At 74.6% G+C, this 26,573-nt stretch carries 28 protein-coding genes; 18 read left to right on the forward strand and 10 right to left on the reverse strand.

Annotated elements, in window-relative coordinates:
• Positions 1–19: 19 nt before the first annotated feature.
• The 4 genes from ACZ6Y7_RS12530 to ACZ6Y7_RS12545 all read left to right on the forward strand — a co-directional run bounded on the left by ACZ6Y7_RS12530 (position 20) and on the right by ACZ6Y7_RS12545 (position 3,989).
• On the forward strand, positions 20–283 hold the full coding sequence (locus ACZ6Y7_RS12530) for a co-chaperone GroES (RefSeq protein WP_465757862.1): 264 nt from the start codon (positions 20–22) through the stop codon (positions 281–283).
• Positions 284–400: 117 nt separating this feature from the next.
• Positions 401–1,846 carry an NADP-dependent phosphogluconate dehydrogenase gene (gene gndA, locus ACZ6Y7_RS12535; protein ID WP_465757863.1) on the forward strand — a complete coding sequence of 482 codons (1,446 nt, stop codon included), beginning with the start codon at positions 401–403 and terminating at the stop codon, positions 1,844–1,846.
• Between the two features lie 81 nt (positions 1,847–1,927).
• On the forward strand, positions 1,928–2,425 hold the full coding sequence (locus tag ACZ6Y7_RS12540) for a phosphoribosyltransferase (protein WP_465757864.1): 498 nt from the start codon (positions 1,928–1,930) through the stop codon (positions 2,423–2,425).
• Between the two features lie 565 nt (positions 2,426–2,990).
• Complete coding sequence (locus ACZ6Y7_RS12545; protein WP_465757865.1) at positions 2,991–3,989, forward strand: quinone oxidoreductase family protein; 999 nt, start codon at positions 2,991–2,993, stop codon at positions 3,987–3,989.
• Here ACZ6Y7_RS12545 and ACZ6Y7_RS12550 read toward each other — a convergent pair.
• Both ACZ6Y7_RS12550 and ACZ6Y7_RS12555 read right to left on the reverse strand, forming a co-directional pair.
• A complete protein-coding gene (locus tag ACZ6Y7_RS12550; RefSeq protein ID WP_465757866.1) occupies positions 3,973–4,131 on the reverse strand; it encodes a hypothetical protein in 159 nt (52 codons plus the stop codon). The genes ACZ6Y7_RS12545 and ACZ6Y7_RS12550 overlap by 17 nt on opposite strands.
• A 117-nt stretch (positions 4,132–4,248) precedes the next feature.
• Entirely contained in the window at positions 4,249–5,340 is a 1,092-nt protein-coding gene (locus tag ACZ6Y7_RS12555) for a phosphodiester glycosidase family protein (protein ID WP_465757867.1), read from the reverse strand.
• A 398-nt stretch (positions 5,341–5,738) separates the two neighbouring features.
• On the opposite strand from ACZ6Y7_RS12555, the gene ACZ6Y7_RS12560 reads away from it, so the two are divergent.
• The 4 genes from ACZ6Y7_RS12560 (at position 5,739) to ACZ6Y7_RS12575 (ending at position 7,780) form a co-directional block, all read left to right on the forward strand.
• Entirely contained in the window at positions 5,739–6,476 is a 738-nt protein-coding gene (locus tag ACZ6Y7_RS12560; protein ID WP_465757868.1) for a DUF4232 domain-containing protein, read from the forward strand.
• Positions 6,477–6,653: 177 nt separating this feature from the next.
• Positions 6,654–7,130 carry a diadenosine tetraphosphate hydrolase gene (locus ACZ6Y7_RS12565; protein ID WP_465757869.1) on the forward strand — a complete coding sequence of 159 codons (477 nt, stop codon included), beginning with the start codon at positions 6,654–6,656 and terminating at the stop codon, positions 7,128–7,130.
• A gap of 11 nt (positions 7,131–7,141) precedes the next feature.
• Positions 7,142–7,465, forward strand: a complete 324-nt coding sequence (locus ACZ6Y7_RS12570; protein WP_465757870.1) for a hypothetical protein — start codon at positions 7,142–7,144, stop codon at positions 7,463–7,465.
• Positions 7,466–7,468: 3 nt separating this feature from the next.
• Positions 7,469–7,780, forward strand: a complete 312-nt coding sequence (locus ACZ6Y7_RS12575; RefSeq protein ID WP_465757871.1) for a hypothetical protein — start codon at positions 7,469–7,471, stop codon at positions 7,778–7,780.
• Positions 7,781–8,089: 309 nt separating this feature from the next.
• Here ACZ6Y7_RS12575 and ACZ6Y7_RS12580 read toward each other — a convergent pair whose 3' ends face one another.
• Positions 8,090–11,209: an AfsR/SARP family transcriptional regulator gene (locus ACZ6Y7_RS12580; RefSeq protein ID WP_465757872.1), complete on the reverse strand. Its 3,120-nt coding sequence runs from the start codon at positions 11,207–11,209 to the stop codon at positions 8,090–8,092.
• 433 nt (positions 11,210–11,642) lie between these two features.
• Here ACZ6Y7_RS12580 and ACZ6Y7_RS12585 point away from each other — a divergent pair, with 433 nt between their 5' ends.
• The 3 genes from ACZ6Y7_RS12585 (at position 11,643) to ACZ6Y7_RS12595 (ending at position 14,887) form a co-directional block, all read left to right on the forward strand.
• Complete coding sequence (locus ACZ6Y7_RS12585; RefSeq protein WP_465757873.1) at positions 11,643–13,469, forward strand: phospholipase C; 1,827 nt, start codon at positions 11,643–11,645, stop codon at positions 13,467–13,469.
• Positions 13,470–13,909: 440 nt separating this feature from the next.
• Complete coding sequence (locus ACZ6Y7_RS12590) at positions 13,910–14,362, forward strand: hypothetical protein (protein WP_465757874.1); 453 nt, start codon at positions 13,910–13,912, stop codon at positions 14,360–14,362.
• 72 nt (positions 14,363–14,434) lie between these two features.
• A complete protein-coding gene (locus ACZ6Y7_RS12595) occupies positions 14,435–14,887 on the forward strand; it encodes a DUF6343 family protein (RefSeq protein ID WP_465757875.1) in 453 nt (150 codons plus the stop codon).
• Here the strand turns inward: ACZ6Y7_RS12595 and ligD are convergent.
• Together ligD and ACZ6Y7_RS12605 are read right to left on the reverse strand one after the other, a co-directional pair.
• Positions 14,820–15,746, reverse strand: coding sequence for a non-homologous end-joining DNA ligase (gene ligD, locus ACZ6Y7_RS12600; RefSeq protein ID WP_465757876.1), 927 nt, complete (start codon positions 15,744–15,746; stop codon positions 14,820–14,822). The two genes, ACZ6Y7_RS12595 and ligD, sit on opposite strands and share 68 nt — an antisense overlap.
• The gene (locus ACZ6Y7_RS12605) at positions 15,743–16,393 is read right to left on the reverse strand and encodes a DNA polymerase ligase N-terminal domain-containing protein (protein WP_465757877.1); all 651 of its coding nucleotides are present in this window, start codon (positions 16,391–16,393) and stop codon (positions 15,743–15,745) included. The genes ligD and ACZ6Y7_RS12605 overlap by 4 nt, the downstream gene beginning before the upstream one ends.
• Positions 16,394–16,508: 115 nt before the next feature.
• Here ACZ6Y7_RS12605 and ACZ6Y7_RS12610 point away from each other — a divergent pair, with 115 nt between their 5' ends.
• On the forward strand, positions 16,509–16,733 hold the full coding sequence (locus ACZ6Y7_RS12610; protein ID WP_465757878.1) for a hypothetical protein: 225 nt from the start codon (positions 16,509–16,511) through the stop codon (positions 16,731–16,733).
• A gap of 190 nt (positions 16,734–16,923) precedes the next feature.
• On the opposite strand, the gene ACZ6Y7_RS12615 is transcribed toward ACZ6Y7_RS12610, so the two are convergent.
• Positions 16,924–17,160: a DUF6296 family protein gene (locus ACZ6Y7_RS12615; protein WP_465757879.1), complete on the reverse strand. Its 237-nt coding sequence runs from the start codon at positions 17,158–17,160 to the stop codon at positions 16,924–16,926.
• 193 nt (positions 17,161–17,353) lie between these two features.
• On the opposite strand from ACZ6Y7_RS12615, the gene ACZ6Y7_RS12620 reads away from it, so the two are divergent.
• Both ACZ6Y7_RS12620 and ACZ6Y7_RS12625 read left to right on the forward strand, forming a co-directional pair.
• Positions 17,354–17,965 carry a DUF6328 family protein gene (locus tag ACZ6Y7_RS12620; RefSeq protein ID WP_465757880.1) on the forward strand — a complete coding sequence of 204 codons (612 nt, stop codon included), beginning with the start codon at positions 17,354–17,356 and terminating at the stop codon, positions 17,963–17,965.
• Between the two features lie 282 nt (positions 17,966–18,247).
• Entirely contained in the window at positions 18,248–19,411 is a 1,164-nt protein-coding gene (locus ACZ6Y7_RS12625) for an AI-2E family transporter (RefSeq protein ID WP_465757881.1), read from the forward strand.
• Here the strand turns inward: ACZ6Y7_RS12625 and ACZ6Y7_RS12630 are convergent.
• On the reverse strand, positions 19,313–19,636 hold the full coding sequence (locus ACZ6Y7_RS12630) for a hypothetical protein (RefSeq protein ID WP_465757882.1): 324 nt from the start codon (positions 19,634–19,636) through the stop codon (positions 19,313–19,315). The genes ACZ6Y7_RS12625 and ACZ6Y7_RS12630 overlap by 99 nt on opposite strands.
• 243 nt (positions 19,637–19,879) lie before the next feature.
• On the opposite strand from ACZ6Y7_RS12630, the gene ACZ6Y7_RS12635 reads away from it, so the two are divergent.
• Positions 19,880–20,215, forward strand: a complete 336-nt coding sequence (locus ACZ6Y7_RS12635) for a GNAT family N-acetyltransferase (RefSeq protein ID WP_465757883.1) — start codon at positions 19,880–19,882, stop codon at positions 20,213–20,215.
• A 176-nt stretch (positions 20,216–20,391) separates the two neighbouring features.
• Here ACZ6Y7_RS12635 and lpdA read toward each other — a convergent pair whose 3' ends face one another.
• Positions 20,392–21,798, reverse strand: a complete 1,407-nt coding sequence (gene lpdA / locus ACZ6Y7_RS12640) for a dihydrolipoyl dehydrogenase (RefSeq protein WP_465757884.1) — start codon at positions 21,796–21,798, stop codon at positions 20,392–20,394.
• Between the two features lie 365 nt (positions 21,799–22,163).
• Complete coding sequence (locus ACZ6Y7_RS12645; protein ID WP_465758026.1) at positions 22,164–23,732, reverse strand: M28 family metallopeptidase; 1,569 nt, start codon at positions 23,730–23,732, stop codon at positions 22,164–22,166.
• A 283-nt stretch (positions 23,733–24,015) separates the two neighbouring features.
• Between ACZ6Y7_RS12645 and ACZ6Y7_RS12650 the strand changes: the two genes are divergently transcribed.
• Positions 24,016–24,195 carry an antitoxin gene (locus ACZ6Y7_RS12650; protein ID WP_465757885.1) on the forward strand — a complete coding sequence of 60 codons (180 nt, stop codon included), beginning with the start codon at positions 24,016–24,018 and terminating at the stop codon, positions 24,193–24,195.
• Between the two features lie 119 nt (positions 24,196–24,314).
• Here the strand turns inward: ACZ6Y7_RS12650 and ACZ6Y7_RS12655 are convergent, their stop codons facing one another.
• Entirely contained in the window at positions 24,315–24,575 is a 261-nt protein-coding gene (locus ACZ6Y7_RS12655; protein ID WP_465757886.1) for a hypothetical protein, read from the reverse strand.
• Between ACZ6Y7_RS12655 and ACZ6Y7_RS12660 the strand changes: the two genes are divergently transcribed.
• Positions 24,574–25,164 carry a TetR/AcrR family transcriptional regulator gene (locus ACZ6Y7_RS12660; RefSeq protein ID WP_465757887.1) on the forward strand — a complete coding sequence of 197 codons (591 nt, stop codon included), beginning with the start codon at positions 24,574–24,576 and terminating at the stop codon, positions 25,162–25,164. The two genes, ACZ6Y7_RS12655 and ACZ6Y7_RS12660, sit on opposite strands and share 2 nt — an antisense overlap.
• Positions 25,161–26,567: an MFS transporter gene (locus ACZ6Y7_RS12665; protein WP_465757888.1), complete on the forward strand. Its 1,407-nt coding sequence runs from the start codon at positions 25,161–25,163 to the stop codon at positions 26,565–26,567. Before ACZ6Y7_RS12660 ends, ACZ6Y7_RS12665 begins: the two co-directional genes overlap by 4 nt.
• Positions 26,568–26,573 lie beyond the last annotated feature (6 nt).

Here is a 26,573-nt window from a genome sequence, read left to right on the forward strand (position 1 = left end):
TACGTGAGAGGACCATGCCATGCCCGACTTCCACCCGAAGCACGACCACCTGATCGTCAAGCCGCTCGGCGGGGCGGCCCCGCAGGACCCGGACCGGTGGAAGGGCGAGGTGGTCGCGGTGGGGCCCGGCCGGCCCCTGGAGAGCGGCAAGCCGCACCCGGTGGACGTCAAGGTCGGCGAGCGGATCCTCTTCAACCTGCGTGCCGGATCGCAGTTCGAGGCGGACGGGGAGCAGTACGTCGAACTCCCCGAGGACGAGGTCCTCGCGCTCTCCGCCGAGTAGCCGAGCAGCCGAGCCGCCGAGCCGCCGAGCCGGGGAACAGCGGCCCGGGAGCACGGACGCGCCGCGACCCGACAACCCGAGACCCCGAGCCCCCGACACCCCTGGGAGATTCCCGCCATGACCGCACAGGCACCGGCCCGGATCGGCGTCACCGGCCTGGCCGTGATGGGCCGCAACCTGGCCCGGAACTTCGCCCGCCACGGACACCGCGTGGCGGTGCACAACCGCACCTGGGCGCGGACCGCGGCGCTGCTGGAGGAGTTCGGGCACGAGGGCGACTTCGTGGCCGCCGAGACCACCGAGGCGTTCGTCGCGGCACTGGAGCGCCCACGGCTGATCGTGATCATGGTCAAGGCCGGCGCGCCGACCGACGCGGTGATCGACGAACTGGTGCCGCTGCTCGACCGGGGCGACGTCCTGGTGGACGGCGGGAACGCGCACTTCCCCGACACCAGGCGGCGCGAGGCGGCCCTGCGGGAGCGCGGGCTGCACTTCGTGGGCACCGGGATCTCCGGCGGCGAGCAGGGCGCGCTGGAGGGGCCGAGCATCATGCCCGGCGGCACGCCGGAGGCCTACCGGCTCCTGGGGCCGCTGCTGGAGGACATCGCGGCCGAGGTCGACGGCACGCCCTGCTGCACCCACGTCGGGCCGGACGGCGCCGGCCACTTCGTCAAGATGGTCCACAACGGGATCGAGTACGCCGACATGCAGCTCATCGCCGAGGCGTACGACCTGCTGCGGCACGGCGGCGGGATGCAGCCCACCGCGATCGCCGAGGTCTTCCGGGCCTGGAACGGCGGGCGCCTGGAGTCCTACCTGATCGAGATCACCGCCGACATCCTCGCGCACACCGACGCCGCCACCGGCAAGCCCTTCGTCGATGTCGTGCTGGACCAGGCCGAGCAGAAGGGCACCGGCCGCTGGACGGTGCAGAGCGCGCTGGACCTGGGCGTGCCCGTGAGCGGGATCGCCGAGGCCGTCTTCGCCCGCGCGCTCTCCGGCAGCGCGCCGCTGCGGCGGGCCGGCCGGGACCTGCCCGGCCCGACCGAGACCTGGCTCGACAGCGCGGCGGCGGACCGCTTCGCGGAGGACGTCGAACAGGCCCTGTACGCCTCCAAGATGGTGGCCTACGCGCAGGGCTTCCAGCAGATCCAGGCCGGCAGCGCGGAGTACTCCTGGGACATCGACCCCGGCGCGACGGCCACCATCTGGCGCGGCGGCTGCATCATCAGGGCCCGCTTCCTGGACCGGATCCGGGCCGCGTACGAGGCGGACCGGGAACGTGCCACGCTGCTCACCGACGCGCACTTCCGGGAGGCGCTCGACTCCGCGCAGTCGGCCTGGCGGCGGGTCGTCTCGGCGGCGGTCCAGCTGGGCGTGCCCGCCCCCGGCTTCGCCACCGCGCTCGCCTACTACGACGGCCTGCGGGCAGGGCGCCTGCCGGCCGCGCTGGTGCAGGGCCAGCGGGACTTCTTCGGCGCGCACACGTACCGCCGGGTCGACCGGGACGGGACCTTCCACACCCGCTGGGAGCTGCCGGACCGCCCGGAGGAGCAGCGCTGACGGCTGCCCCTCCCGGGGCGGCCGGAGCGCCACGCCCGGCTCCCGTTGCCGCACGGCCGGCTGCCGGGGACACTGAACGCTGTGACCGACGTGCGCGAGATCCTCGACTACCAGACCTTCGGCCGGGCGGTGCGCGAACTCGCGCAGACGATCGCCGACAGCGGCTACGAGCCCGACCTCATCCTGAGCATCGCCCGCGGCGGCGTGTTCGTGGCCGGCGGCCTGGCGTACGCGCTGGACTGCAAGAACGTCCACCTGGTGAACGTCGAGTTCTACACGGGCGTGGGCACCACCCTCGACATGCCCGTCATGCTGGCGCCCGTCCCCCAGGCGGTCGACTTCACCAGCAAGAAGGTCCTGATCGCCGACGACGTGGCCGACACCGGCAAGACGCTGAAGCTGGTGCACGACTTCTGCCTCGACCACGTCGCCGAGGTGCGCTCCGCCGTCATCTACGAGAAGTCGCACTCCCTGGTCCAGTGCGAGTACGTGTGGAAGCGGACCGACGACTGGATCGAGTTCCCGTGGTCGACGGACGGACCGGTCGTCACCCGCCCGGGCCAGGTGCTCGACGCCTGACCGCCCCGGGAGCCGCCGGCCCCGCGGCCGATCCGTCCTCCCGCATGGCAGGATCGGCCGCGTGACCGACTCCTCCGCATGGAACGGCGGCCACCGCCCCGCCCGGTGACGCGGCCCGACGAAGCGCCCGTGGCCACGGGCGCAGCCCCGCCGCCCTCGCACGCCCACCCGGATCCCCGCCAACGACTCCACCCGGGACGCCGAGACGGAGCTGGACGAACGCCTGCTGGCCGCGGCGCTCGACGCCCGTCGCGCGATCCTCGCGGACGCCACCGGAGCCGGGCCCGACTGATGAGCGGTCACGCGGCCTCCGGCGCCGACGCGCCGGGCTCGGTGCCGTCGGCACTCGACGGCCTCGGTCTCCTGTCCCTGACCCGGTGCGCAGGAGGCGCCTCAGCGCTCGGCGGGTCGGTTGAGCCTGCGTCAGGCTCCGGCCGGACCTTGACGGTGGCCGCACCGACCGTCAGGTCGGCGGCGAGGGAGGGCCGCCGGCGGGCCGGGCTGCTCGCCGGGAATCGGAACGCCATCGACGGGGTTGGTCGGGATGAGCCGAGAGTGGAGAGTCATGCGAGCGATACAGGTGTACGAAGTGGGCGGTCCCGAGGTGCTGCAGGAGGCCGAGGTGGACCAGCCGCGGCCGGGTCCGGGTGAGGCGGTCGTGGAGGTCGCCGCATCCGGGGTCAACTTCCTCGACGTCTACCACCGCGAAGGCCGGTACAGCCTTCCGCTGCCCTTCACCCCGGGCACCGAAGGCGCCGGCACGGTCGTCGAAGTGGGGCCCGGTGTCGCCGACGTCGCCGTCGGGGACCGGGTCGGTTGGGTGGAGATACCCGGCTCGTACGCCGAGCGGGCCGTCGTGGACTCCTCCCGGCTGGTGCCGCTGCCCGACGACGTCGACTTCGAGACAGCCGCCGCCGTGCTCCTGCAGGGCATGACCGCGCACTATCTCGTCACCGACGCCTACCCGGTCCGGCGGGGCGACACGGTGCTCGTGCACGCGGCCGCCGGTGGCATGGGGCTGCTCCTGACCCAACTCATCACCCATCTCGGCGGCAGGGTGATCGGCACGACCTCGACCACGGCGAAGGCCGAGCTGGCGAAGCGTGCCGGGGCCGCCGAGGTGATCCTCTCCTCCGCAGTCGACGACCTCGCGGCCGAGGTGCGCCGGCTCAACGGCGGTCAGGGACTGCCCGTCGTCTTCGACGGTGTCGGCGCGCACACCTTCGACGCGAGCCTCGCCAGCCTGCGGACCCGCGGCCATCTCGTGCTCTTCGGCGCGGCCAGTGGTGCCGTGCCTCCGTTCGACCCCATCCGGCTCGCCCACGGCGGTTCGCTGACCCTGATCCGGCCCAGCCTCGGGGACTTCATCGCCGATCGGTCCGAACTGCTCCGACGGGCCGCCGATGTCTTCGAGTGGGTGCGCTCCAAGGCGCTCGAGGTCACCGTGACGGCCCGCTACCCCCTGTCCGAGGCCGCCCGGGCCCACAGCGATCTGGAGGCTCGGCGCACCACCGGCAAGCTGCTCCTCGTACCCGACGCAGCCCCTGTCACGGCGTCGGCCTGAGCACTCGGGCCGCCAGCGCCGTGCAGAGCAGGGAGACCGCCGCCGCCACGGCGATACCCGCCGACGGCCGCACCAGCTCGGCGACCACCCCGGTCAGGCCGGCGGCGATCCCCTGGCAGGACATCAGGCCGGAGGCCGCCAAGCCGAATGCCTGCCCTCGTGATTCGGGGATGGCCCGCCGACAGGCCGAAGGCACGCGTGGGTCGGGAACAGGGACGACCGGCTCCGCCGCCGGCGGCGGACGTTCCCGGTGGGCGCCCTACCCGGTGAAGATGCCGAGGGCGTTGGGGACCGGCCGTTCCAGGCCGTGGTCGAGGTGGTTGCGCACGATCGGATCGCCCGTGCCGGGATCCCGGGCGACGAGGGTGGCGGAGGCGCCGCCGTCCAGGTAGACGCCCTCGGGGCAGCCGAGAGCGGCCACGGTACGGGCGAGTTCCGTCAGGGTCAGTCCGGTGGAGGTGCCCTCGCGCCCGTCCGTGGACAACAGCGTCAGCACCCGCCCACCGGCCGCGAGACCGACCGCGCTGCGCGGTTCGGCGACGGTGGCGTCCAGTCCGGCGAGGGCGTGCCCGTCCCGCAGGAGGCGGTGGGCGCCCAGGGCGAAGGCGAAGGGCACCGGCTCGCTCGACACGAGGCGGTAGTCCACCGCGACCGGCGCCCCGAGGGGCAGGCCGGCGAGCGCGTGGGCACCGGCCTCACGGCCGAGCAGCACGGTGCTCCCGGCCGGGATCGGGCCGGTACCGGGCGTCGCGGCGACGGCCACCACCTGGCCCTGGCGGATCGTCACCTCCGTGGTCTCCGTCGTACACGGCGCCTTTCGTGCCTCGTCGCTCCCGCACGCGGCGCGGGCCCGGGAGACCTCGCCCCAGGCGGGGGTGAACACGCCGATCGAACCGACCGGGAGCGCGTACTGGTTCAGCCCGCCCAGCGGCCAGGATCCGGCCGTCGTCCGCAGTCGGCCCCGCAGCTCCAGGCGTCCGGTCCGCGCCACCCCGTCCACGCCGACTCCGAGCACGTCCTCGACCGTGTCGCCCGGCGGCGGCCGCCAGCCGAACCGCTGCGCCTCCGGGACGGCCGCCTTCAACGCCCGCCCCTGGTACACGGCCGGCCCGGAAGGGGCGCCGGTGGCCGCGACGCCCGGGTGCTGCTCCTCGGTGATGTCGAAGAAGTCCCCGTTCACCGCCGCCACCGCGCCGCGGGCGGCTGCCAACCGGGTCAGCGGCGCGCGGGCGGCCACCGCCCCGGGGAAGAGCAGGTCCGCCCGCACACCTGATGTCCGCAGGTCGGCGCGGACGGCGTACACCCTCGCGGTGCCGCGGGCGGTGCGAACCGTCAGTTCGCGGTACGCCACCCCGGGCGCGAGCGCCTCCCAACCCTCCGCGACCTCGGCCCCGGCGACCCGGGCGGCGACGGCGGCCCCGGCGGCGACGGCGGCCCCGGCGGGCGAGACGAGGGGGCCGACCGGGGGCCAGGGCCGACACCAGGGCGATCACACAGCGCAGGGCAGTTCTCACACCCGTCATGCTGACGGCCGGCCCGCCGGCTCCGCCGGACCGACGTCGGCGCGTCTCGCGCCGGCGGTCGTGTGGTCGTCCGGTCGTGTGGTCGTCACCGTTGTGCGCGGGCCTTCCTGGTCTCGTCACCGTCCTGTCACGCCCGAACGCCCGGGGAACCAACGCCGGAACGGTGGTGTGTACCGGGCAGGTGCCGACGCCGGGTCGGCTGCACTCCATCCTCCGAGGGGGCGTCATGCAGGACACGTGGTACGGAACGAAGGCCCGAAGAGCCGCGGTCGTGGCGGTCTCGGCCGCTGCGGTCGCCCTGCTCGCCACGGCGTGCGGGCCCGGGACCGACGCGCCGTCGGGCGCCGGCGGGACGGCGGCGACGGCGGCACCGACGGTGGCGGCACCGGCGCCGGCCACCACCGCCACGGCCATTCCGGGCGCCACCTCCCCGTTCCCCACCAAGGCCGGCACCCCGTCCGCGGGAGCGGCCGCCTCCGCCGCCTCGTCCGGCGGACCGACGAGCAGCGGCGCGGCGGCGCCGACCTGCGCGCCCGCCGAGTTGAGGGTGGACGCCCACCAGGCCGCGTCGCGCCCCGAGGGCACCGGCCTGGGAGCGGCGATCGTCGCGTTCACCAACGCCTCCACCCACCCGTGCACGCTCCAGGGCTTCCCCACGGTGGCCGGAGCGGCGAACGGTTCCCCGGATCGCAACGCGCCGCTCGCCGTGACCCACACCGGCACCGCCTCCCCCGTCCACCTGGCCCCGGGCGGGAAGGCCTGGCTCAAGCTCACCTTCGTCCAGGTCCAGGGCGAAGCCGACGGCTCCTGCGTCTCCGGAGCCGCCCCGGTCGCCTACCCCACCCTCGTGCTGGGCCTGCCGGGCGGCGCGGGCGCCCACCAAGTGGCCCTGGCCGACGGCCTGTTCGCCGAGTGCGACAACAAGGTGACCACCACCGCACTGCTGGCCACCAGCCCGTCCTGACGGAGCACCCGGCCGGGATCGGCGGTCAGGCCCACCAGGCATGGCCGCCGGGCGAGGGCGGGGAGCTGGACGAAGCCCCCAGGCCGGCCACCGGGTACCGCCGCCGACCGCCCGCCGCCCGCCGCCCGCCGCCCGACCACAGGCCCGCTTCGTCACGCGCGTGTAGGGTGCGCTGTCATGGCCGACGACTGGCGGGACGACAGGATCGGGAGTGCCCTCGACGGCACCAACCCCACGGTGCTCCGGCGACTTGACGCCGGCTTCGCGGTGATCGGCGACGTGCAGTTCCTGCCGGGGTATTCGGTCCTGCTGGTGGACGAGCCCGGTGTGGAGCGGTTGTCCGAACTCCCCCGGAGCAAACGGATGGCGTTCCTGGCGGACATGGACCGCCTGGGCGAGGCGGTGGAGCGGGCCTGCCGCCGGCTGGACCCCGGGTTCCGTCGCGTGAACCTGGAGATCCTCGGCAACACCGACGCTTTCCTGCACGCGCACGTGTGGCCCCGGTTCGCGTGGGAGAGCGCGGATCGCGTCCGTCACCCGGTGTGGCGGTACCCCCCGGAGAACTGGCACGCTCCCGCGACCGCGCTCGGCCCGCAGCACGACACCCTGCGCGAGGCGATCGGTCACGAGCTCGACGTCAGTGCCGGGTACTGACGTCCCCGGGCATGGGCTTCACGAGTGCCTGGGCGATCACCGGCCACCCCGACTCCTTCATCGCGGAGCTGTCCTCCGGGCTGCTGCCCGCCATGGACGCCGACCGGTCGCGGCCGCGCGCCCGGCGGCAGTGGGAGCGGTGGCAGCGGGATCCGCTGCCCGACCACCGGACGTGGTACGGGAGTTCGGGGTCCACGGCGGCGGACGGCACCGCCGTGGAGCCGTTCCTGCGGCTCACCTCGCCGGGGCCGGAGGTGGACGACCTGTGCGCCGGCCTGGTCGATCCGGACTTCTGCGTGATCGACGACGTGTGGGCGGGCCACGAGCCGGGCTAGTCCATGTTCGTCTCGGTCCATTCCAAGGAGTACGCGGTCTCCTCGCTCTTCCACGCCCTCGGGCCGGCGCGCGCCGCCCTGCTGCCGGGCTGGTGCGGCAACTTCCTCCTCACCTCCGCCCAGGTACGCGCAAGCCTGCCGCGGGTGGAGCGGGCCCTCTCCTTCACCGGCGCCGAACGCGCCGCGGCGGAAGCCCGGGACTGGCTGCACTACCCGCCACGGGAGGAGTCCGTCCTCGACGGCCCGCTGCGGCAGTGGCGCGCCGCCGCCGCGACCGGGCTCGGCCTGTGCGCAGTGGCGGTGCACCTGTCGTGACGTGCCTCCGGCCGGGTCCGTCCCCTGCGCGGACCCGGCCGGTGGCCCATCGGGCGGGTGTGGGACGTGGGCGCCGACCGGGTGAGCGGGCGGGTGTGCCTGTCCTGTGCCGTGGGGGTCGAGCCTAGGGAGGGGCGGCTTACCGATGGCTTACCGATCTGTACGCGATCCGTACGCCGTCCGTACGCGGTCGGTACGACGGCGGTGGGCCCGGGCAGGGCGGCGTTCGGGCCGGGCGTGGTGGCGGTGACCCCGGGCAAGGCGGCGGTGAAGCCGAACGGGTGGCGGTGAGGCCGGGCAGGACGGCGGTCAGGACCCGTACGGCGGGCCGTCGCCGGGCCCGGCTATCGGCGTGTCGCTCAGCGCGCGGGCCTCGGCGAGTGCGCGGGCGGCCGAGTCCGGGAGGCCGGCGGCCTGGTAGGCGCGGCCGAGGGTGCGGAGTGCCGCGGCGAGGAACGAGCGCCAGCCCCGGGCGCGCCACACCAGGACGGACTCCTCCAGGTGTGCGATGGCCGACGCGTGGTTCCCGGCGGCGAGGTCCAGTTCGCCCAGGATCCCGAGGGCCTGGGCGAGGTGGTGGCCCAGGTCGAAGCGCCGGGCGATGGCCAGGGCGGCGTCGGCGGTCTCGCGGGCGCGGTCGTCACCGGTGGCCGCGTACACGGTGGCCAGGTAGAGCAGCGAGAACGCCTCCAGGTAGCGGTCGTCGAGGCAGCGGGCCATGGCGAGCGAGCGGGTGAGGAGCTCGCCTGCCCGGTCCACTTGGCCCGCGCGGCCGTGGGCGGCGCCCAGGAACTGGATCGCGGTCGCCTCGAAGCGGGTGTTGCCGATCATCCGGGCCAGCCGGAGGGTCTCGGTGAGGTGCTCGATCGTGCGGTCGAGGTCGGTCTCGCCGTGGGCGATGGCGATGATCTGGTGGGCACGGGCCTGGCCGCCCGGGTGGTCGTGGGCGGTGGCGAGGTCGAGGGCGCGGTGGGCGGCGTCCACGGCTTCCGGTTCGCGGCCCTGGGCGACCAGGCTCCAGGCGACGAGGACGAGGGCGTCGGCGGTCCCGCGCGGCTCCCCCACCAGGTCGAACTGGCGCTGCAGGTGCCGGGCGCGGTCCTCCAGGGCGACCATCGTCTGACTGCCGTCCGGCAGGTCGGAGGTGCTGTGGGAGCCGTCGGCCGGGGTGGTCCAGGTGGTGACCTCGATGAGGCCGCGGGTGAGCACGGCCGTGCCGAGGGCGTCGCCGACCGTCCGGCAGGCCTGCAGGACGACCTGGTGGGTGGTGCGCCAGTCGTCGTACAGGCCGCGGACGTCGCAGTACTTCTCCTGGCAGGCGGCGAGGTCCCAGGCCAGCGGCACCAGGCGCAGGGCGGCGGCCTGCCGGGCGCTCGCGTTCAGGGCCGGCTGCTCGGCGTCGAACCAGGCCGTCGGGTCGTCGAGCAGCGCCGCGGTGACGGCGGACGGCAGCGGGTGGCGGGGCGCGTCGCCGTGGATCGGCGCGAGGCAGGGCCCGGGCACCTGGTCGGCCGCCTGCTCGGCCAGCCAGAGCCAGGCGCCGAAGGCCCGTTCCAGCGCGGCGGTGCGGGCGGCGGGTTCGTCGGCGGCCTCGGCGTGCTCGCGCGCGTAGAGCCGGACGAGGTCGTGGAAGCGGTAGCGCAGGTGCGGCTCCGTGCCGGTCTCCTGGAGGAGCTGGGCGTCGATCAGCTCCTCCAGCTGCCGCTCGGCCTGCTCCGGCGGGATGTCGGCGATCGCGGCCGCGGCCCAGGGGGCAAAGTCGGGTGCGTCGAGCAGGCCGAGCAGCCGGAACATGCGGCGGGTCGGCTCGGACAGCCGGGCGTAGCCGACGGCGAAGCCGGCCCGGACGGCCAGGTTTCCCGCCGCCAGTTCGTCGAGCCGTCGGCGTTCGTCGCGCAGCAGGTGGGCGAGGCGGGCGAGGGTCCAGCGGGGGCGGGCGGCCAGCCGGGCCCCGGCGATGCGGACGGCCAGCGGCATGCCGCCGCACAGGTCGACGATCTGGGCGGCGGCGAACGGTTCGGCGGCGACGCGCTGGTCGCCGAGGATGCGGCGCAGCAGGGTCTGGGCGTGCGGGGCGTCGAGTTCGTGGAGGTCGATGAGGCGGGCGCCGGGCACGGCGGTGAGCGGGGTGCGGCTGGTGACGAGGACGGCGGCGGCGCCGGTCGGTCGGGCCGGGGTGCCCGGGAGCAGGGGGCCGATCTGCTGCTCGTCGGCGGCGTTGTCGAGGAGGACGAGCGTGCGGCGGTCGGCGAGCAGGGTGCGGTACAGCGCGGACCGCTCGTCCAGGGAGGCGGGGATCTCCCGGGGGTCGGCGCCGAGGGCGCGCAGGAAGCCGGCCAGTACGCGGGCGGGGTCGGCGGGAGCCTCGTCCACGCCGCGCAGGTCCGCGTAGAGCCGGCCGTCCGGGTAGTCGGCGGCGGCCCGGTGGGCGGTGTGGACGGCCAGCGCCGTCTTGCCGATGCCGCCCATGCCGGCGATCACCGGCACCCGGCCGGCGGCCAGGGCGTCCAGGACGAGCCGCACCTGCTCGTCACGACCGGTGAAGTCGGTGATGTCCCGCGGGAGCTGGGAGGGCACCCGGGAGGGTCCGGGGGCGGTGCGGGTGCCCTCGCAGTCCTGGGCCAGCAGCGCCAGGAAGACGTTCTGCACCTGCTCACCCGGCTCGATCCCGAGTTCCTCGGACAGCCGTCGGCGCAGCGACTGGAAGCGGCGCAGCGCCTCGGCCGCCCGGCCGTCCGCCGCGAGCAGCTCCAGGAGGGCGGCGTGCAGGGGTTCGTCGTACGGGTGGTCCTCGGCGAGCGCCTCCAGCACGGGGACGACGGCCCGGGGTACTCCCTCGACCCGGGGCACCCCGTCGCCCGCACGTCCTCCGGCGGCCAGGGGCACCCCGGCGCCCGCACGCCGTCCGGGGGCCCAGGGCGCCCCACCGCCCGCACGTCCTCCGGCGGCCAGGGCGGCCTGGGCGAGGTTCAGCGCCGCGGTGCGCACCTCGCCCTCCACGGACGTCACCAGCGGGTCCTCCCGGTTCACCCGCTCCAACCCGGCGAGCACCGGCCCGCGCCGCAGCGCGATCGCGGCGGCCTGGTCCCCGTCGGCGAGGAGCCGGCGGAACCGTCCGAGGTCCACCGCGTCCGGGCCGGTCAGCAGCCGGTACCCCTGCGCGTCGGACTCCAGGGTCACCGTCCCGTCCCCGAACCCGCCGAGCCAGGTGCGCAGCCGCGACATCCCGGTGTGCACCGCGCCCCGCCCGATCCGGTCCGCCTGCTCGGCCCAGACGAGGTCCAGCAGCCGCCCGACGGGCAGCCGCTCGCCCTCCGCGAGCAGCAGGGCCCCGAGCAGCCCGCGCAGCACGGTCGCCCTCGGCAGTGCCTGCGGCACGGAGTCCACGGCGACCGTCAGGGGCCCCAGCAGCCCGAACGTCATCTTCATCCGCTTCAGCCCCCAGAGGTCACGGCTTGACCACGACACTAGTACGGGCACTGATCGGCGGTCTCCGGCCCTCCGCACACGGCCGACGGAAGCGCCCGGCGATCACCGGGTCGCCGGGGGTCGCGGCCGCGACGAGGGCTTCGAGCGGGGCCCGGCAGCGGTACTGGCCGGTGTCGAAGCCACGCTGTTCCACTGATCACGGTCAATCACCGGTCAACCGGCCGTCAGGGATCGGTCAACCCTACGACGCACTCGAACCGATTCGGCGCCGGACCGATCCTTCCCGTACGACCCTGGTTCATCCTCGGTTCACATGCTCATGCAAACCGCGTTCACCTCATCCGCTTAGCTTCATGCCGCCCCGCCGCCGCAAGATCGACGCGGAAGGGCCCCACACCCTGCCCCACCTGACCTGACGTTCGAGGTACCAACCATGCACGCAGTTCCCAGCCGCACCCGGTGGCTCCGCGCCGGCGCCGGCCTGCTCGGCGCGGTCTCGCTGGCGGCCGTCGGCGGCGCGCCCGCGGCCTTCGCGGCCGACGGCCCGCCGACCGCCACCCCGATCAAGCACCTGGTCGTGATCTTCCAGGAGAACGTCTCCTTCGACCACTACTTCGGCACCTACCCGAACGCGGCCAACACCGCCGACGACACGGTGAAGTTCACCGCCAAGCCCGGCACCCCGAAGGTGGACGGCCTCTCCGACCAACTGCTGCACGCGAACCCGAACGGCACCAACCCGAAGCGGCTGAGCCCGTCCCAGGCCGTCACCTGCGACCAGGACCACACCTACAAGGACGAGCAACTCGCCTTCGACGGCGGCAGGATGGACAAGTTCGTCGAGCACACCGACGTCGAGACCTGCAAGGCGCCGATGTTCACCCAGCCCGGCCTGGTGATGGACTACTACGACGGCAACACCGTCACCGGCCTGTGGAACTACGCCCAGCGCTTCGCGATGAGCGACAACTCCTTCGGCACCACCTTCGGCCCGTCCACCCCCGGCGCGCTCAACCTGATCTCCGGCCAGACCCACGGCGGCTACCCCGTCGACCCGAAGACCGGCCAGAAGACCACCGACGCCTACGTGGTCGCCTCCCCGGACGCCAACGGCGTCGGCACCGTCATCAACGACCCGGACCCGGGCTTCGACGAGTGCTCCAACCCGGCGCACAACCAGCTGGTGATGACCGGGAGGAACATCGGCGACCTGCTGAACGACAAGGGCGTCAGCTGGGGCTGGTTCCAGGGCGGCTTCAAGCCCACCGACACCAAGGACGGCAAGGCCGTCTGCGGCGCCGCCCACGCCAACATCGTGGGCGCGTCGCAGACCGACTACAACCCGCACCACGAGCCGTTCCAGTACTACAAGTCCACCGCCAACCCCAAGCACCTCGCGCCCGCCTCGGTGGACGAGATCGGCCACGCCGGCCAGGCCAACCACCAGTACGACCTGACCGACTTCGACGCCGCGCTGCAGCACGGCGACCTGCCCGCCGTCAGCTACCTCAAGGCCGCCAACTACCAGGACGGTCACGCGGGCTACTCCGACCCGCTGGACGAGCAGCACTTCGTCGTGGACACCCTGAACAAGCTCCAGAAGTCCAAGGACTGGGCCTCCACCGCCGTCGTCATCGCCTACGACGACTCGGACGGCTGGTACGACCACAAGTTCGCCGAGCCGGTCAACGGCTCGCGGGACGCCGCCAACGACGGCCTCAGCGGTGCCGGCCAGTGCGGCAAGGACGCCGGCTGGGGCGGCTACGCGGACCGCTGCGGCTACGGCCCCCGCCTGCCGCTGCTGGTGCTCTCCCCGTACGCCAAGGCCGACTTCGTCGACCACACCCTGACCGACCAGTCCTCCGTGCTGCGCTTCGTCGAGGACAACTGGAAGACCGGCCGGATCGGCGACGCCTCCTTCGACGAGCACGCCGGCTCCATCGAGGGCATGTTCGACTTCAAGAACCCGCAGTCGGACACCCTGCTGCTCGACCCGGCCACCGGCCAGCCCGTCGGCGCGGCCACCCCGACCGGCCGGCCCACCGGCGGCGCGACCGCCTCCTCCCCGGTCGGCTCGACCGACGGCTCCGGCACCGGCACCGCCGTCGCGGCGCCCACCGCCGGTGCCTCCGGCCCGGCCCTGGCCGCCACCGGGGCGGACTCCGACACGGTGCCGATCGCGGTCACGGCCGCGGCCCTGCTCGCGGTCGGCGGCGGCGCCGTCTTCCTCGCCCGCCGCAAGCGCGGCCGCCGCGCCTGACGGCTTCCGTCGCCACGCCTGGGCAGGGCGTGCGGCGGGAGGCGTGGCACCGCCGGGTCCGCACTCGATGAGGCTCCGGCGGTGTCCGTGTGCCCGGCTCCCGGCGGTCGGGCGGTGAGGGGTCACGCCGTCAGGCGGTCAGCCAGTCAGGCAGTCAGGCGGTGAGGGGGCGGGCCGCCAGGACGCCATGGACTCGCCCCGGAGCGCCCGCCCACGATCCCGACGAGCGTGACCGGTCCGAGGTGCGTGGGCCCGGGCCTCAGCCGTAGAACAGAGGGAGGCGCACGTCCGCGTTTCGCGTCGGGCGCCAGTTGCCCCTCGTCCCTCGTCCGACGGAGGGCGTCCGGCGGAGGGCGTCCCTCGTCCGGCGGAGGGCGTCCGGCGGAGGGCGTCCCTCGTCCGGCGGAGGACGGAGGACGGAGGGTGGAGGAGGTGGAGCCATGGGCCTGCCCCTGGCGGCCGGGCACGTGCTGGTCCGGCTCGGCGACGGCCCGCAGGAGGCGGCGGAGGCCGTGCTCGACGCCCTGGAGGCCGCCTTCCCCACGCACACCGGGCGCGGGCGGACCCGGATCGGCAACGTCTGGGAGGACCCGCCGACCGTGACGCCGGAGGGCACCCGGGTGGTCGCCGAAGACCAGCCCCACGGCCCTGAGGCCGGCACCGCGCCCGGCCCGTCGGTGGGCCTCTCGCAGACCTTCGACGCGCACCGGGCGGGCGCACCGGTGCCGCCGATCGCCCTCGCGGGCGAGGTCGGCGCCGAACTGCTCGGCCGGCCCGACGACGTGGCGCGGGTCCTGCACGCGCTCGCCGGCCTCGGGCGGGTCGTCGAGGAGGGTCGCGGGGAGCCGGGCCCCCACCTGGCCGTACGGCTGCGCCTCGGGCCGCGCCGCTAGCCGGCGTGTGCGGCGCGACCCGGTGGGTAGGCGCGCGGCGCAGCAGACCGGCTACTCCGCCCGGGGGACATCATGACCGTACAGCGCAAACCAGGCTTCCAGCGCGGCGCCCGTCGCCGCGCGGGCGAGCGTCATGACTTCCCGCACGCGCCGCGGGGCCCCGGCCGGACGGTGCCGCAGCTGCGCCCGCAGGACACCGTCCGCCGGGGCACCGAGCCGGTCACCGCCCGCTCGGATCTGGAGCTGCGACGGGTGCTCTCCCGGGTCTTCCTCGCGCTGTTCGTGTGCGGGGCGGTGGCCTTCGCCGTCCTGGCCGCGCTGGCCGCCCCCGGACCGGCGCCGAACCAGGGCACCTACGCCTTCTTCGCCGCCGTGTGCGCCGGGTTCGCGGCCGTCGCCGCGCTGGACCTGGTGGTGGTCCGGCGGCGGCTGGCCGCAGGGCAGGGACGGCGCCCGCTCACCCGGTCGGCTCACCGGGGGCGGGCCGACCGGCCAGTGCCGCCAGACGCCGACGGGCGGGATTGAGCGAGCGGCCGCGCCGGGGGACGTCCCGCCAGGGATCATCCTCCAGGAGCCGCTCGCCGGTGGCCAGGGTCCAGCGCCGGGCGGTGAGGTCGGGGTCGTCCAGGTCGGCCCAGGACACCGGCGCCGCGACGGGCGCACCCGGCCGGGCCCGTACGGCGTACGGGGCGACGGCGGTCTGCGCGTAGGCGTTGCGCTGGACGTCCAGGTAGAGCCGCCCCCGCCGGGACCGCTTCCTCGCCTCGGTGGTGAGCCGGTCGGGGTGGCGGGTGACCAGCAGGTCGGCGAGTTCGCGGGCGAAGGAGCGGACTTCGTCGAAGCCCTCCCGGCGGTCCAGCGGTACGAGGACGTGCAGGCCGCGCGAGCCGGTGGTCATGACGGCGGACGGCAGCTCCAGTTCGTCCAGCAGCGCGTGCAGCAGCCGGGCGGCCTCGCGGACCGGGGCGAAGTCCTCGCCGGGCGGGTCGAGGTCGAAGACCAGCCGGTCGGGGCGGTCGGCCCGGGAGAGGAAGCGGTGCGGGGTGATCACCGCCTGACCGGCCAGGTAGAGCAGGGTGGCGGTGTCGTCGCAGACCGCGTAGGTGACGGTGCCGTCCTCCTTGGGCAGTTCGACCCGGTGGACCCACTCCGGGAAGTGGCCGGGGACGTCCTTCTGCAGGAAGCCGGAGCGGTCCACACCGTCCGGATGGCGCTCCAGCATCAGCGGTCGGCCGCGCAGCTGCGGCAGCATCCGGCGGGCGACGCTCCGGTAGTACGCGGCCAGGTCCGCCTTGGTGATGCCGTCCGCGGGGAACAGCACCTTGTCCGGCCGGCTCAGCCCGACCGTCCGGCCGCCGACGCGGAGTTCCGCGGTCCTGGTCATCGGCTGCTCCCGGAGGGCTCGTCCGCCCGTCCTCGCGGGGGCGCGGCGCCGGCCGCCCTGGTCTGCTTCAGCGTGTGGCCGCTGCGCACCGAGCGGGCCCGGGCGGGGTCGGGCGCGCCGCCCGATCCCGCGCTCGCGTCGGCGCGCTTGACCAGCAGCCAGGCCTCGCGTTCGCCGCTGCGGCCGTCGCGGATGCGGGTCAGCGCGTAGCCGCCGTGCAGCTTGTGCCCGTGGAGCCGGAAGGAGGCGTGTCCCTCGGCCAGCGCGTCGGCGAAGGCGAGTTCGCGGCCGGAGCGGTCGGTGGAGAGGTTCCGGTAGGTGCCCTCGTCCCAGACGATCACCGTTCCGGCGCCGTACTCCCCCGCGGCGATGACGCCCTCGAACTCGCGGTACTCCAGCGGGTGGTCCTCGGTGGGCATGGCGAGGCGCTTGTCCCGCGGGTCGTGGGACGGGCCCTTGGGAACGGCCCAGGACTTCAGCACGCCGTCGACCTCCAGACGGAAGTCGAAGTGCATCGCCGTCGCGTCGTGGAGCTGCACCACGAAGGAGGGCCGCCGCGTGGACGGCCGTTCGCCGGGCCGCCCCTCGGGCTCGGCCGTCTTCGCGAAGTCCCGTCGGCGGTGGTACTCGGTGAGCTTGTCCTTCACGAGGTGTCCCTTCCCCCGGCGACAACCATCCCACCGGGTCTGGCCCGGTGGCCGTTCCGGAGACCACGGGGTTGCAATGGACTGACCGAGCCCCCAGCGATCCGGAGGTAGTGCCGTGTACGAGATGTGGGCCGAGCACGACCCGGCGGTGTCCCCGCCCGCCGTGGTGTGGCACGTGGTGGCGAAGGACGATGCGACGTCCTCGCTGTGCGGGCGGTTCCTGGAGCCGTCCCAGCGCGTCGTCCCGGCCGGGGACGGCGCGGGCGGGGCCGGGCCGGACCGCTACTGCGATCCGTGCCTGGTCACCGTGCGCGAGGCCCTGGCGGCCAGCGCCCGGTAGCGGTCCGTTACGACTTCCCACGCCCCCTCCACCGCGTCGTCGCGCTCGTCGTCCCTCGGCGGCGGCGTCGTCGTCCCCGTCGTCCTTCGGCGGTTTCGCCGTCCTCGTCGTCCTCGGCGGGAGCACCGCTCCCGCCGAGGACGCCGCGCTCGTGCCGGGCGTAGAGTGCCCGGCACGACACGCTCGCCCGTCACGGCAGCGGTACGGCCGGCAGGCACGGGTGCAGACTGCCGGCCCCCGGGGCCGCGAGGACGGTGGCCACCCCGCCACTGATCTCCACCCGGAGTCCGCCGTCCGCGCTCTCCCAGACGAAGCCTCCGTCGGGTCCCACGGATTGCGTCTGGTGAACGACGACGACGTCCGGTGGAGCGTGGCCGCCGATCGGGCCGGGGAGCGTCACCGCGTAGCGGCGCGTGAGGCTTCTCATGACCGCCTCCTTCTCCCACCCTCTCCCATCGATTCTCCTCCCGCACCAGCCCGCTTGTACACGGCGGGCCTGCCTCTCCCGGGCACCCGGCGGTCACCGCGGGTGACCGGGCAACGGGCGGATCCGGCCCGGCGTTTGCCCCGTCCGGGCGGGGCTACACGCTATCCGGTGGACAGTACGCGGAGGCGATCCCATGACCATCCAGGACACCGGCCGGAACGGCCGCGCCGACCACCAGCGGGCCGGCCGGCGGGAGTCGCCCGAGGAGCGGGCGGACCGGCGCTGGGGCGACCTGCTCCAGGAGGTGCGGGTCGCCCAGACCGGTTCCCAGGTGCTCTTCGGGTTCCTGCTGAGCGTGGTCTTCATGCCCCGGTTCACCCAGCTCTCCGACTTCGACCAGGGGCTGTACGTGGCCACCGTCATCCTGGGCGCGCTCGCCACCGGCTCGCTGACCGCCCCGGTCGCCTACCACCGGATCTTCGCCGGGCACCGACTCAAGCCCCAACTGGTCGACGCCGCCGCCCGGTTGGTGGCGATCGGCCTGATCCTGCTGGCGCTGACCATCGGCTCGGCGCTGCTGCTCCTGCTCCGCGTCGCGACCGACGACTCCGCCGCCTCCGTCTGGATCGCCGCGGCGGTGATGCTCTGGTTCGCAGCCTCCTGGCTGCTGCTCCCGGTCCTGCACCTGCGCCGGCACAACGGGCGGAGCGCCCCGCCGTCCACGGAGCCCGGGCCCGCCGACGCGGAGCGGGCCGCGGGACGCCGCCTGGTGACCGGCCCGCCCACCCGCGACCCACCGAGGTGACCCGGGCACGGACCGCACCCACCGTGAGCGGTGGGTGTACGAAGACGTCCGGCCGGAGAGACGCTGAGGTCAGGACCGCCACCCGGGAGGCTTCCATGGACAGCACGGCCACCATCGCCCGCCGTACGGCAGAGTCCTCGCGGTGAGGAGCCGGTGAGCCCCCGCCCCGAGCGTGGTCGGCCCGGTTCCGCCGGGACGGCCCGTCGCGCCGCGCCGCTCGGCAGTCGCCGCCCCCGGCCGGGCGGGCGGCACGGCGGCCCGTCCCCTTCGACCGGGAGCCGGGTGCCGTCCGCCGGAGGAGTGCCCGCCGGGCTGCGGACGGCCGCCGGGTACGCCTGGCGGCTGGGCGTGCTGGGCATCGGCGCCTACCTGGCCGTGGAGGTCCTCGCCCGGCTCGAACTTCCGGTCATCGCGCTGTTCGTGGCGCTGGTCATCACCTCGGTGCTGCGGCCGGTGGTCGACCTGCTGGCGAAGGCGATGCCGCGCTCGCTGGCCGTCCTGGTCGCCTTCCTCTGCACCATCGTGGTCATCGGCGGGGTCCTGGCCCTGGTCGGCACCACCGTCGCCGACCAGTGGAGCCAACTCACCAACGAGCTGCGCGGCGGCCTCGGCCGGATCGACCGCTGGCTGACCGGCTCGCCCTTCCACCTGCGGCCCGGCACCGTCACCGACCTGCGCACCAAGATCGGCGACTTCATCGCCGCCCACCGCTCGACACTGGTCAACACCGCGCTCAGCGGCGCCGGGCGCGCCGTCGAACTGGTCACCGGGCTCGCGCTCGCGGTGTTCTGCTCGGTGTTCTTCCTGCACTCCGGCGACCGGATGTGGTGCTGGGCGCAGCGGCAGCTGCCGGCCCGCAGCCGTTCGGCCTGGGACGGCGCCGGGCGGGCGGCCTGGGGCACCTTCGCGGGCTACACCCGGGGCGTACTGATCGTGGCGGCGACCAACGCCGTCCTGGTCGGCATCGCCCTGGCGATCCTGCGGGTACCGCTGGTCCTGCCGCTGATGGTGCTGGAGTTCGTGGCGGCGCTGGTCCCGCTGATCGGCTCCCCGATCGCCCTGGCCATCGCCTCCGTGGTCGCCCTGGCGGCGCGCGGACCGGTGGTCGCCCTGCTGGTGCTCGCCCTGATCGTGATCATCGGCCAGATCGAGGGGCACCTGCTGCACCCGCTGGTGCTCGGCTGGTCGGTGCGGATCCATCCGGTGGCCGTCGCCCTGTCGGTGACGGGCGGCGCCGTGCTGGGCGGCGTGCTGGGCGCGGTGGTGGCGGTGCCGGTGGTGTCGGTCGCCTGGGCGGTGATCGGCGAACTGCGCGAACAGCGCGCCCACCGCGGGCCGCGCGGGCGGTCACGGGGGGAGGCCCCGGCGGCGGGCGAGCAGTCGCGCCGCCGTGAGGGCGAGCGTCGGCGCCCAGACCGCGCCGAAGGCGGCCAGGACGAGCGATGAGTGCGCGGTGGCGCTGACCATCAGCAGGCCCAGGGACAGGGCCAGCAGGACGGACAGCACCGCTCCCGGCACCCGGAGGGCCGCTCTCAGCAGACCGCCCAGCACCCAGCGGGGGCCGCGCCGCATGGTGCGCAGCGCGCGGTCCAGTCGGCCGTCCGCCCGCAGGTCCTCCTCGATCTCCGCCAGGATCCGCAACTCCCGGCGCGAGAGCCCCGGCCCGTCCATCGCCGCCACCTCCGGTCCCCGGTGAGGCGGCTGCCCAGCAGGGGGCGGCCGTAACATCCGGCGCGCGGCGGGGGGGCGGCGGTGCCCTGCCCGGCGGTGCCCTGCCCGGCGGGGGCGACTCGGGAGGGGTTCGGCTCGGGGAGGGGTTCGGCTCGGGGAGGGGGTGTGGCCGCGGCCGGGGCCGACTGGCAGGATGCCCATGATCGACTTCAGCGTCATCCCCACCCGACCGAAGGGCCCATCGTGAGCACTCCCAGCAGCATCGTCGTCGAGCGCGCGGACGAGCGGAACCGCTACGAGATCCACGTGGACGGCAAGCTCGCCGGCTTCACCGAGTACCGCGACCACGAGGAGCAGCGGGTCTTCTTCCACACCGAGATCGACGACGCCTTCGCCGGCCAGGGCCTCGCCGGCCGGCTCGTGCAGGACGCGCTGTCCGACGTGCGGGCGGCCCGGAAGCGGATCGTGCCGATCTGCCCGTACGTCGCCAAGTTCCTCACCAAGCACGAGGAGTTCGCCGACCTCACCGACCCGGTCACCCCCGAGGTCAAGGGGTGGCTGCGGACCCGGCTCTCCTGACCGCTTCCGCCGGATCCCGATGCGCGCCGGATCCCGATGCGCGCCGGATCCCGGTGCCCGCGTGCGCGCCCGGCCCGCCCCGGGACGCGCCGTGCCCCCGAAGCCGCCGTGCCCCCGCCGTGCCCCCGCCGGGCGGCTGCTCGGCGGGGGCACGGCGCGGTGTCAGGGCCGGTGCGTCACATGTTGATCATGTGACCGGCGAGGCCGTGGATGGCCTCCTTGACCGCCTCGCCCAGCGTCGGGTGAGCGTGCACGTTGCGGGCGACCTCGTGGACGGTCAGGTCCCACTGCTGGGCCAGCGTCAGCTCCGGCAGCAGCTCGGTGACCTCGGGGCCGATCAGGTGGGCGCCGAGCAGCTCACCGTACTTGTTGTCGCTGATGACCTTGACGAAGCCGATCGGGTGGCCCAGGCCGTGCGCCTTGCCGTTGGCGGTGAACGGGAACTTGGCGACCTTGACGTCGTAGCCCAACTCGCGGGCCTGCGCCTCGGTGTAGCCGAAGGAGGCGATCTGGGGCTGGCAGTAGGTGGCGCGCGGGATCATGGCGAAGTCGACCTCCATGGTCTCCGCCCCGCCGATGGTCTCGGCGGCGATCACGGCCATCGTCTCGGCGGCGTGCGCGAGCATCAGCTTGGCGGTGACGTCGCCGATCGCGTAGATGTGGTCGACGCTGGTGCGGCCGCGGCCGTCCACCGCGATGGCGTTGCGGTCGGTCAGCTTGACGCCGGTGTTCTCCAGGCCGTAGCCGTTGACACGCGGGGCGAAGCCGATCGCCTGGAGCACCTTGTCGGCCTCCAGCACCTTCTGCTCGCCGTCCTTGGTGACGGTGACGCGGACCTTGGCGTTCGGGTCGCTGTCGTCGATCGACTCGACCCGGGTCGAGGTCAGCACCTCGATGCCCAGCTTCCGGTACTGCTTGGCGAGTTCGGTGGAGACCTCGACGTCCTCCAGCGGGACCATGCGGTCGAGGAACTCGACGATGGTGACCTTCACGCCGTAGTTGTGCAGCACGTAGGCGAACTCGACGCCGATCGCGCCGGCACCCGCGATGATGATGCTCTCCGGCAGCTGCTCGGTGAGGATCTGCTCCTCGTAGGTGACCACGCGCTCGCTGAGGCTGGTGCCGGGCAGCAGCCGGGTGGTGGCGCCGGCGGCGATGATGCAGTGGTCGAAGGTGACGACGTCGAAGCCGCCGCCGCTGAGCGCGACCTGGATGGTGTGGTCGTCGACGAAGGTGCCCCAGCCGTCGTACTCGGTGATGCCGTTCTTCTTCATCAGGTAGTGGACGCCCTTGACCCGGCCGTCGGCCACCGAGCGGCTGCGGCGGAACGCCTCGCCGAAGTCGAAGGACACCTGTCCCTCGACCTTGATGCCGAAGGTCTTGGCCTCCTTGGTGAAGATGTGGGCGAGCTCGGCGTTGCGCAGCAGGGCCTTGGAGGGGATGCAGCCGACGTTGAGGCAGACGCCGCCCCAGTACTTGGCCTCGATGACCGCGACCTTCAGGCCCAGCTGGGCCGAGCGGACGGCGGCGGTGTAGCCGCCGGGGCCCGCGCCGAGGACGACGACGTCGTAGTGCGTGCTCATGTTGCTGACTCCTCCGAGGGTGTCACGGTGTCGTGATCTCGGTCCCATGGTGTCAGGACCGCGCTCGACGCACCCACCGGGTCTCGGCGGATGCGCTCCGCGCGGCACCGTACAGGCCCCGGGCCGGATTGTCAGTGGTCTCCGCTACGGTGACGGCACCGGTGCTCACCAGGGGCGATGACACGGGAGTGACGGAGGGAGGGCGCGGTGGTGCGGATGGCACGCGCGGCCTGTCCGCGGGCCGCGGTCACGGTACGGGCGGAGGTCACGGTGCGCGCGGAGGTCACGGTGCGCGCGGAGGTCACGCCGCGGCCGGCGGGTGGGTGGGCCCGCCGCCCGAGGACGGCAGCGGGCCCACCCCGGCGTCAGGCGGTCACCTCGTCGGCGCAGCCGCTCGCGCCGGCCTCGTTGTCCGCGGCGGTCTCGCGCGCAGCGGTCCCGTCGGCGCCGCTGATACCGGTGCCGCTCGCCCCGGCACCCGCCGCGGCCTTCCCGGCCGGCTGCCGGGCCGGTACGGGCCGCTGGAGCGAGGAGAGGTCCCATGCGTAGGTGCCGACGGCGTGGGCGATCACGTCGATGTTGACGTCGAAGGCGTCCATGTCGATGTTGCCCAGGTCGTCGCAGGCCTTGTGGTAGCAGGAGTCGTACGCGCTGCCCGCCGCACCGCCGTAACGCTCCGCCTGCTCGGGGGACTTGACCTTCTCGGCACCGGTGTCCGTGCCGCCCGCCGGGATGCCCGCGTCGATGAACGGACCGTAGTCGGAGCGGCCGTCGAAGGCGGTCGGGTCGTGCGGCAGGCCGAGTCCGTCCAGGTAGCCGGTGATGTCCCGCTCGATCTGGGCCGAGCCCTCGGGGCCCGCGCTGCCGCCGGCGCTGCCGGAGCCGTTGTAGACGAACTGCGCATAGTTGGGAGAGGCGATCATGTCGAAGTTGAGGTAGAGCCGGATCTTCTTCCGATCCGCCTCGGAGAGTGACTTCACGTACGCCTCGGAGCCCTTGAGGCCGAACTCCTCGGCGGACCACCAGGCGAACCTGACCTTGTTCTTCACCGGGTGGACGTTGAGGTTCTCCGCGACCTCGAGGATGCCGGCCGAGCCGGAGCCGTTGTCGTTGATGCCGGGCCCGGCCGGGACGGAGTCGAGGTGCGCGCCGACCATCACGGTGTTGTTCGGATCGCCGCCGCGGGTCTCGGCGATGACGTTCCACGTCTTGCGCGGCTCCATGACGGTGCGCAGGTCGAGGGTCACCCGAACGGGCCCACCGGCGGCGGCCGCGGCCAGGGCTTCCCCGGCGGCCTTGGTGATGCCGCCGGTCGGGACCTTCCCGGCCGTCGGGTCCCCGAGGGTCCCGTTGAGGTCGCCCTCGGCGTTGTTGTAGATCAGCGCCCCGGCCGCGCCCGCGGCCGCCGCGGCGGCCTGCTTCTGGGCGAAGCTGCACCCGCCGCGCCGGATCAGGGCGACCTTGCCGGTGAAGCCGCCGACGGGGTAGTCGGTGGGCGCGCAGCCGGTGGTGGCGCCGACCGGGGCGACCGCCAACTCGGCGGTCAGGCCCGCCTCCGGGGTGCTCGCCGAGTACGTCATGGCGATCACGGGAACGGACTCGGCCTTCGGGGACAGGACGTCGAGGCGCTGGGTGCGGGCCTCGAAGAAGGTGTACTCGAACTCCTGCTTGGACACCTTGAGTCCGGCCTGCCGCGCCCGCTCGTAGACGTACCGCGCGGAGTCCTCGTGCCCCTTCGAACCGGCCACCCGGGTACCGCCGTTGCGGTCGGCGAACCGCTGCAGCGCGGCCAGGGTGTCGCGAGCCGTTTCGGCGTCGCTGGCCTCCACCAGCCGGGCGGCCAGCTTGGCACCCTTGCGCGCCGGGTCCGGATCGGCGGCGGCGCTCCCGGCACCGGTCAGCAGCAGCGGGGTGACGAGTGCGGCGACGGTCAGCGCGACGCCCGTGCCCCGCCGGGCGCGGGCGGTGCGCGGGCGCGGGACCGGGGCGGCTCTGTCGTGCCGGACGGTGCGGTCGTGCCGGGTGGAACGGTCGAGCGGGGTGGTCGAGCGACGGTTGCGCAGCTTCAAGGCGACTCCTTCCGACGGGCCGTGAACTCACGATTTGACAGGACCGGAATCGCCTTGCCAACCCCGCCGCGCCTCCCGCGGGATGCGCGCGGGGGGATGCGCGGTGATATTGGAGGGGTGGGGCCGTCTCGTCCAGGAGTGTGACCGCATGTCCATGATGGATAAGCTCAAGAACCTGCTGAAGGGCCACGAGGAGCAGGCCGACAAGGCCGTCGACAAGGCGGGTGACACCGTCGACGACCGCACTCAGGGCAAGTACAGCGGCCAGGTGGACGCCGCCCAGGAACACATGAAGGACCAGTTCCGCAACGAGCCGCCGCCGCAGTGATCCGGCCGTGAACGACCGGCGGAGCAGGCTGCGGCCCGCTCCGCCCCGGGTCCGTCTCCTCGCCCGTCCTCAAGCCCGGGTCCGGCCGTTGGGCCGGACCCGGGCTTTTCAGCGGCTTCTCAGCGCTCCGGCCGTCCGCGGTCCGTCGCCTCGGCCTCCGCGTCGGCCTCCGGCTCGGAAACCCTGCCCTCGGTGGCGCCGACGCCGCAGTGCTCGCACGGCTGCGGCCCGGGCCGCTCGCGCAGCCGTCCGCACTCCGGGCACACCCGCTCCAGCCAGCAGGCCGGTTCACCGCCTTCGTCCATGCCGACGATGATGCCCCGGCCTTCCCGCACGAGCCAGTAGACACTGTCTACGCCGGACTGGTAGACAGTGTCCATGACTGATCAAGAGCGGGACCTCCGGGCCCGACTGGTGGCCGCCGGCGTCGAACTGGTGGCGACGGGAGGCGTCCAGGCGCTCGGGCTGCGCGAGATCGCCCGCCACGCCGGGGTTTCGCACGGAGCACCCCGCCGCTACTTCCCCACCCACCGCGAGCTGCTGGCCGCCATCGCCCAGCAGGGCTTCGGCAAGCTCACGGACACCATGGCGGGCGCCGACGCCCTGGCCGTCACCACCGGTACGGACGCCCGCGGCCGGCTCGAGGCGCTCGCCCGCGCCTACCTCGGCTTCGCCGCCGCCAACCCCGGCATGTTCGAGCTGATGTTCCGTCACGACCTGCTGGAGGGAAGCGGCGTGGAGCTGCGCCGCACCACCGTGCCCCTGTTCCTCACCTTCGTCGGCCTGGTCGCCGAGGTGCACCCCGACTCCGACGATCCCGCCACCGCCACCGCCGCCCTCTGGTCCAACCTGCACGGCCTCACCCAGCTGCGCACCTGGGGCAGCCTGCGGCTGATCACCGGCAGCGAGGACGTGGAGCCGCTGCTGCGCGCCGCCCTGGACGCCCACCTCGGCCCGGCCGTCCGGTGACGACGCGGCTCCGCGAGCGCCTCGCCCTCCTCGCCGGCATCACCGGCGCCGCCCTGGTCGCCGTCGACGGCACCGTGCTGACCGTCGCCCGGCCCGCCCTCCAGCACGATCTGCACGCCTCCGTCGCCGCCGTCCAGTGGGCCGGCACCGGCTACCTGGTCACCGTCGCCGCCCTGCTGGTCTTCGCCGGCCGCCTCGGCGACCGCTACGGGCACCGGCGGGTCTTCGTCCTCGGCGTGACGGGCTTCGCGCTGAGCTCCGCCGGGATGGTCCTCGCCCCCGGCATCGGCTGGGTGATCGCCCTGCGGGTGGTCCAGGGCGTGGCGGGCGCCCTGCTGCAGCCGGCCACCCTCGGCATGCTGCGCGCCGTCTGGCCCGCCGAGCGGCTGCCCGGCGCGATCGCGGCCCGCACCGCCGCGATCGGGCTCGCGGCGGCCGCCGGGCCCCTGGTCGGCGGGGCGCTCACCGCGCACTTCGGCTGGCGGTCGGTCTTCCTGCTCGGCCTGCTGCCCGCCGCGGCCGCGCTGGGGGCGGCGCTCGCGCTGCCGTCCGCACCGCCGTCGTCCGCCCCGCCCGCGGCCGGGCGGGGTGCGCGGCGCGACGGCCTCGACCTGGCGGGCGCGGCCCTGCTCGCGCTGGCGCTGGCCGGCCTCGTCCAGGCACTGGTCTCGCTGCCGGACAGCGGCTGGTCGGGGCGTACGGCGCTCGGCCTGGCGCTCTCCGGGGCGCTCGCCCTGGTGCTGGCCCGGCACGAGCGGCGCACCGCCCGCCCGCTGCTGCCGCCCGCCCTGCTCCGCTCCCCGGCGCTCGCGCCGCCGCTCGGCGTCCTGCTCGCGGCCTCGGCGGCGCTGCAGGGCACGCTCTTCCCCGCCACCTACTTCCTGCAGGACGTGCTGGGGCTCGACCCGCTGCGGAGCGCCCTGTGGTCGATGCCGCTCGCGGCGGCGATGATCACCACGGCGGCGTCCTCGGCCAGGCTGACGAAACGTCACGGCGAACGGACCGTCGTCCTGGCGGGGATGGCCCTGGTCACCGCGGGCACGCTGCTCACCGCCCGGCTGGGAGCCGGCTCGGGGGCCGTCCCCGTCGCCGCCTGCTTCCTGCTGCTCGGCGCCGGCTTCGGCGCGGTGATGGCCACGGCCACCGCGCTGGTGGTCCGCGGCGCGTCCAGCGCCGAGGCGGGCGTCGCGGGCGGACTGCAGCAGACCGTCATGAACGTCGGCCCCGCGCTGGGCATCGCCCTGGCCACCTCCGCCGTCGGCCGCACCGACCCCGGGGCGGCACTGACGCCCGCGGCGCTGGCCATGGCCGCCGTGGCGGCGGCCGGGACGCTGCTCGCCACCCGACTGCCGGGCCTGACGGCGGAGTTGGAGCACGAGCGGGGACTCGCCGCCCGCCCGTGACGCCGT

It is taken from the genome of Kitasatospora sp. NPDC053308 (genome assembly GCF_055585785.1).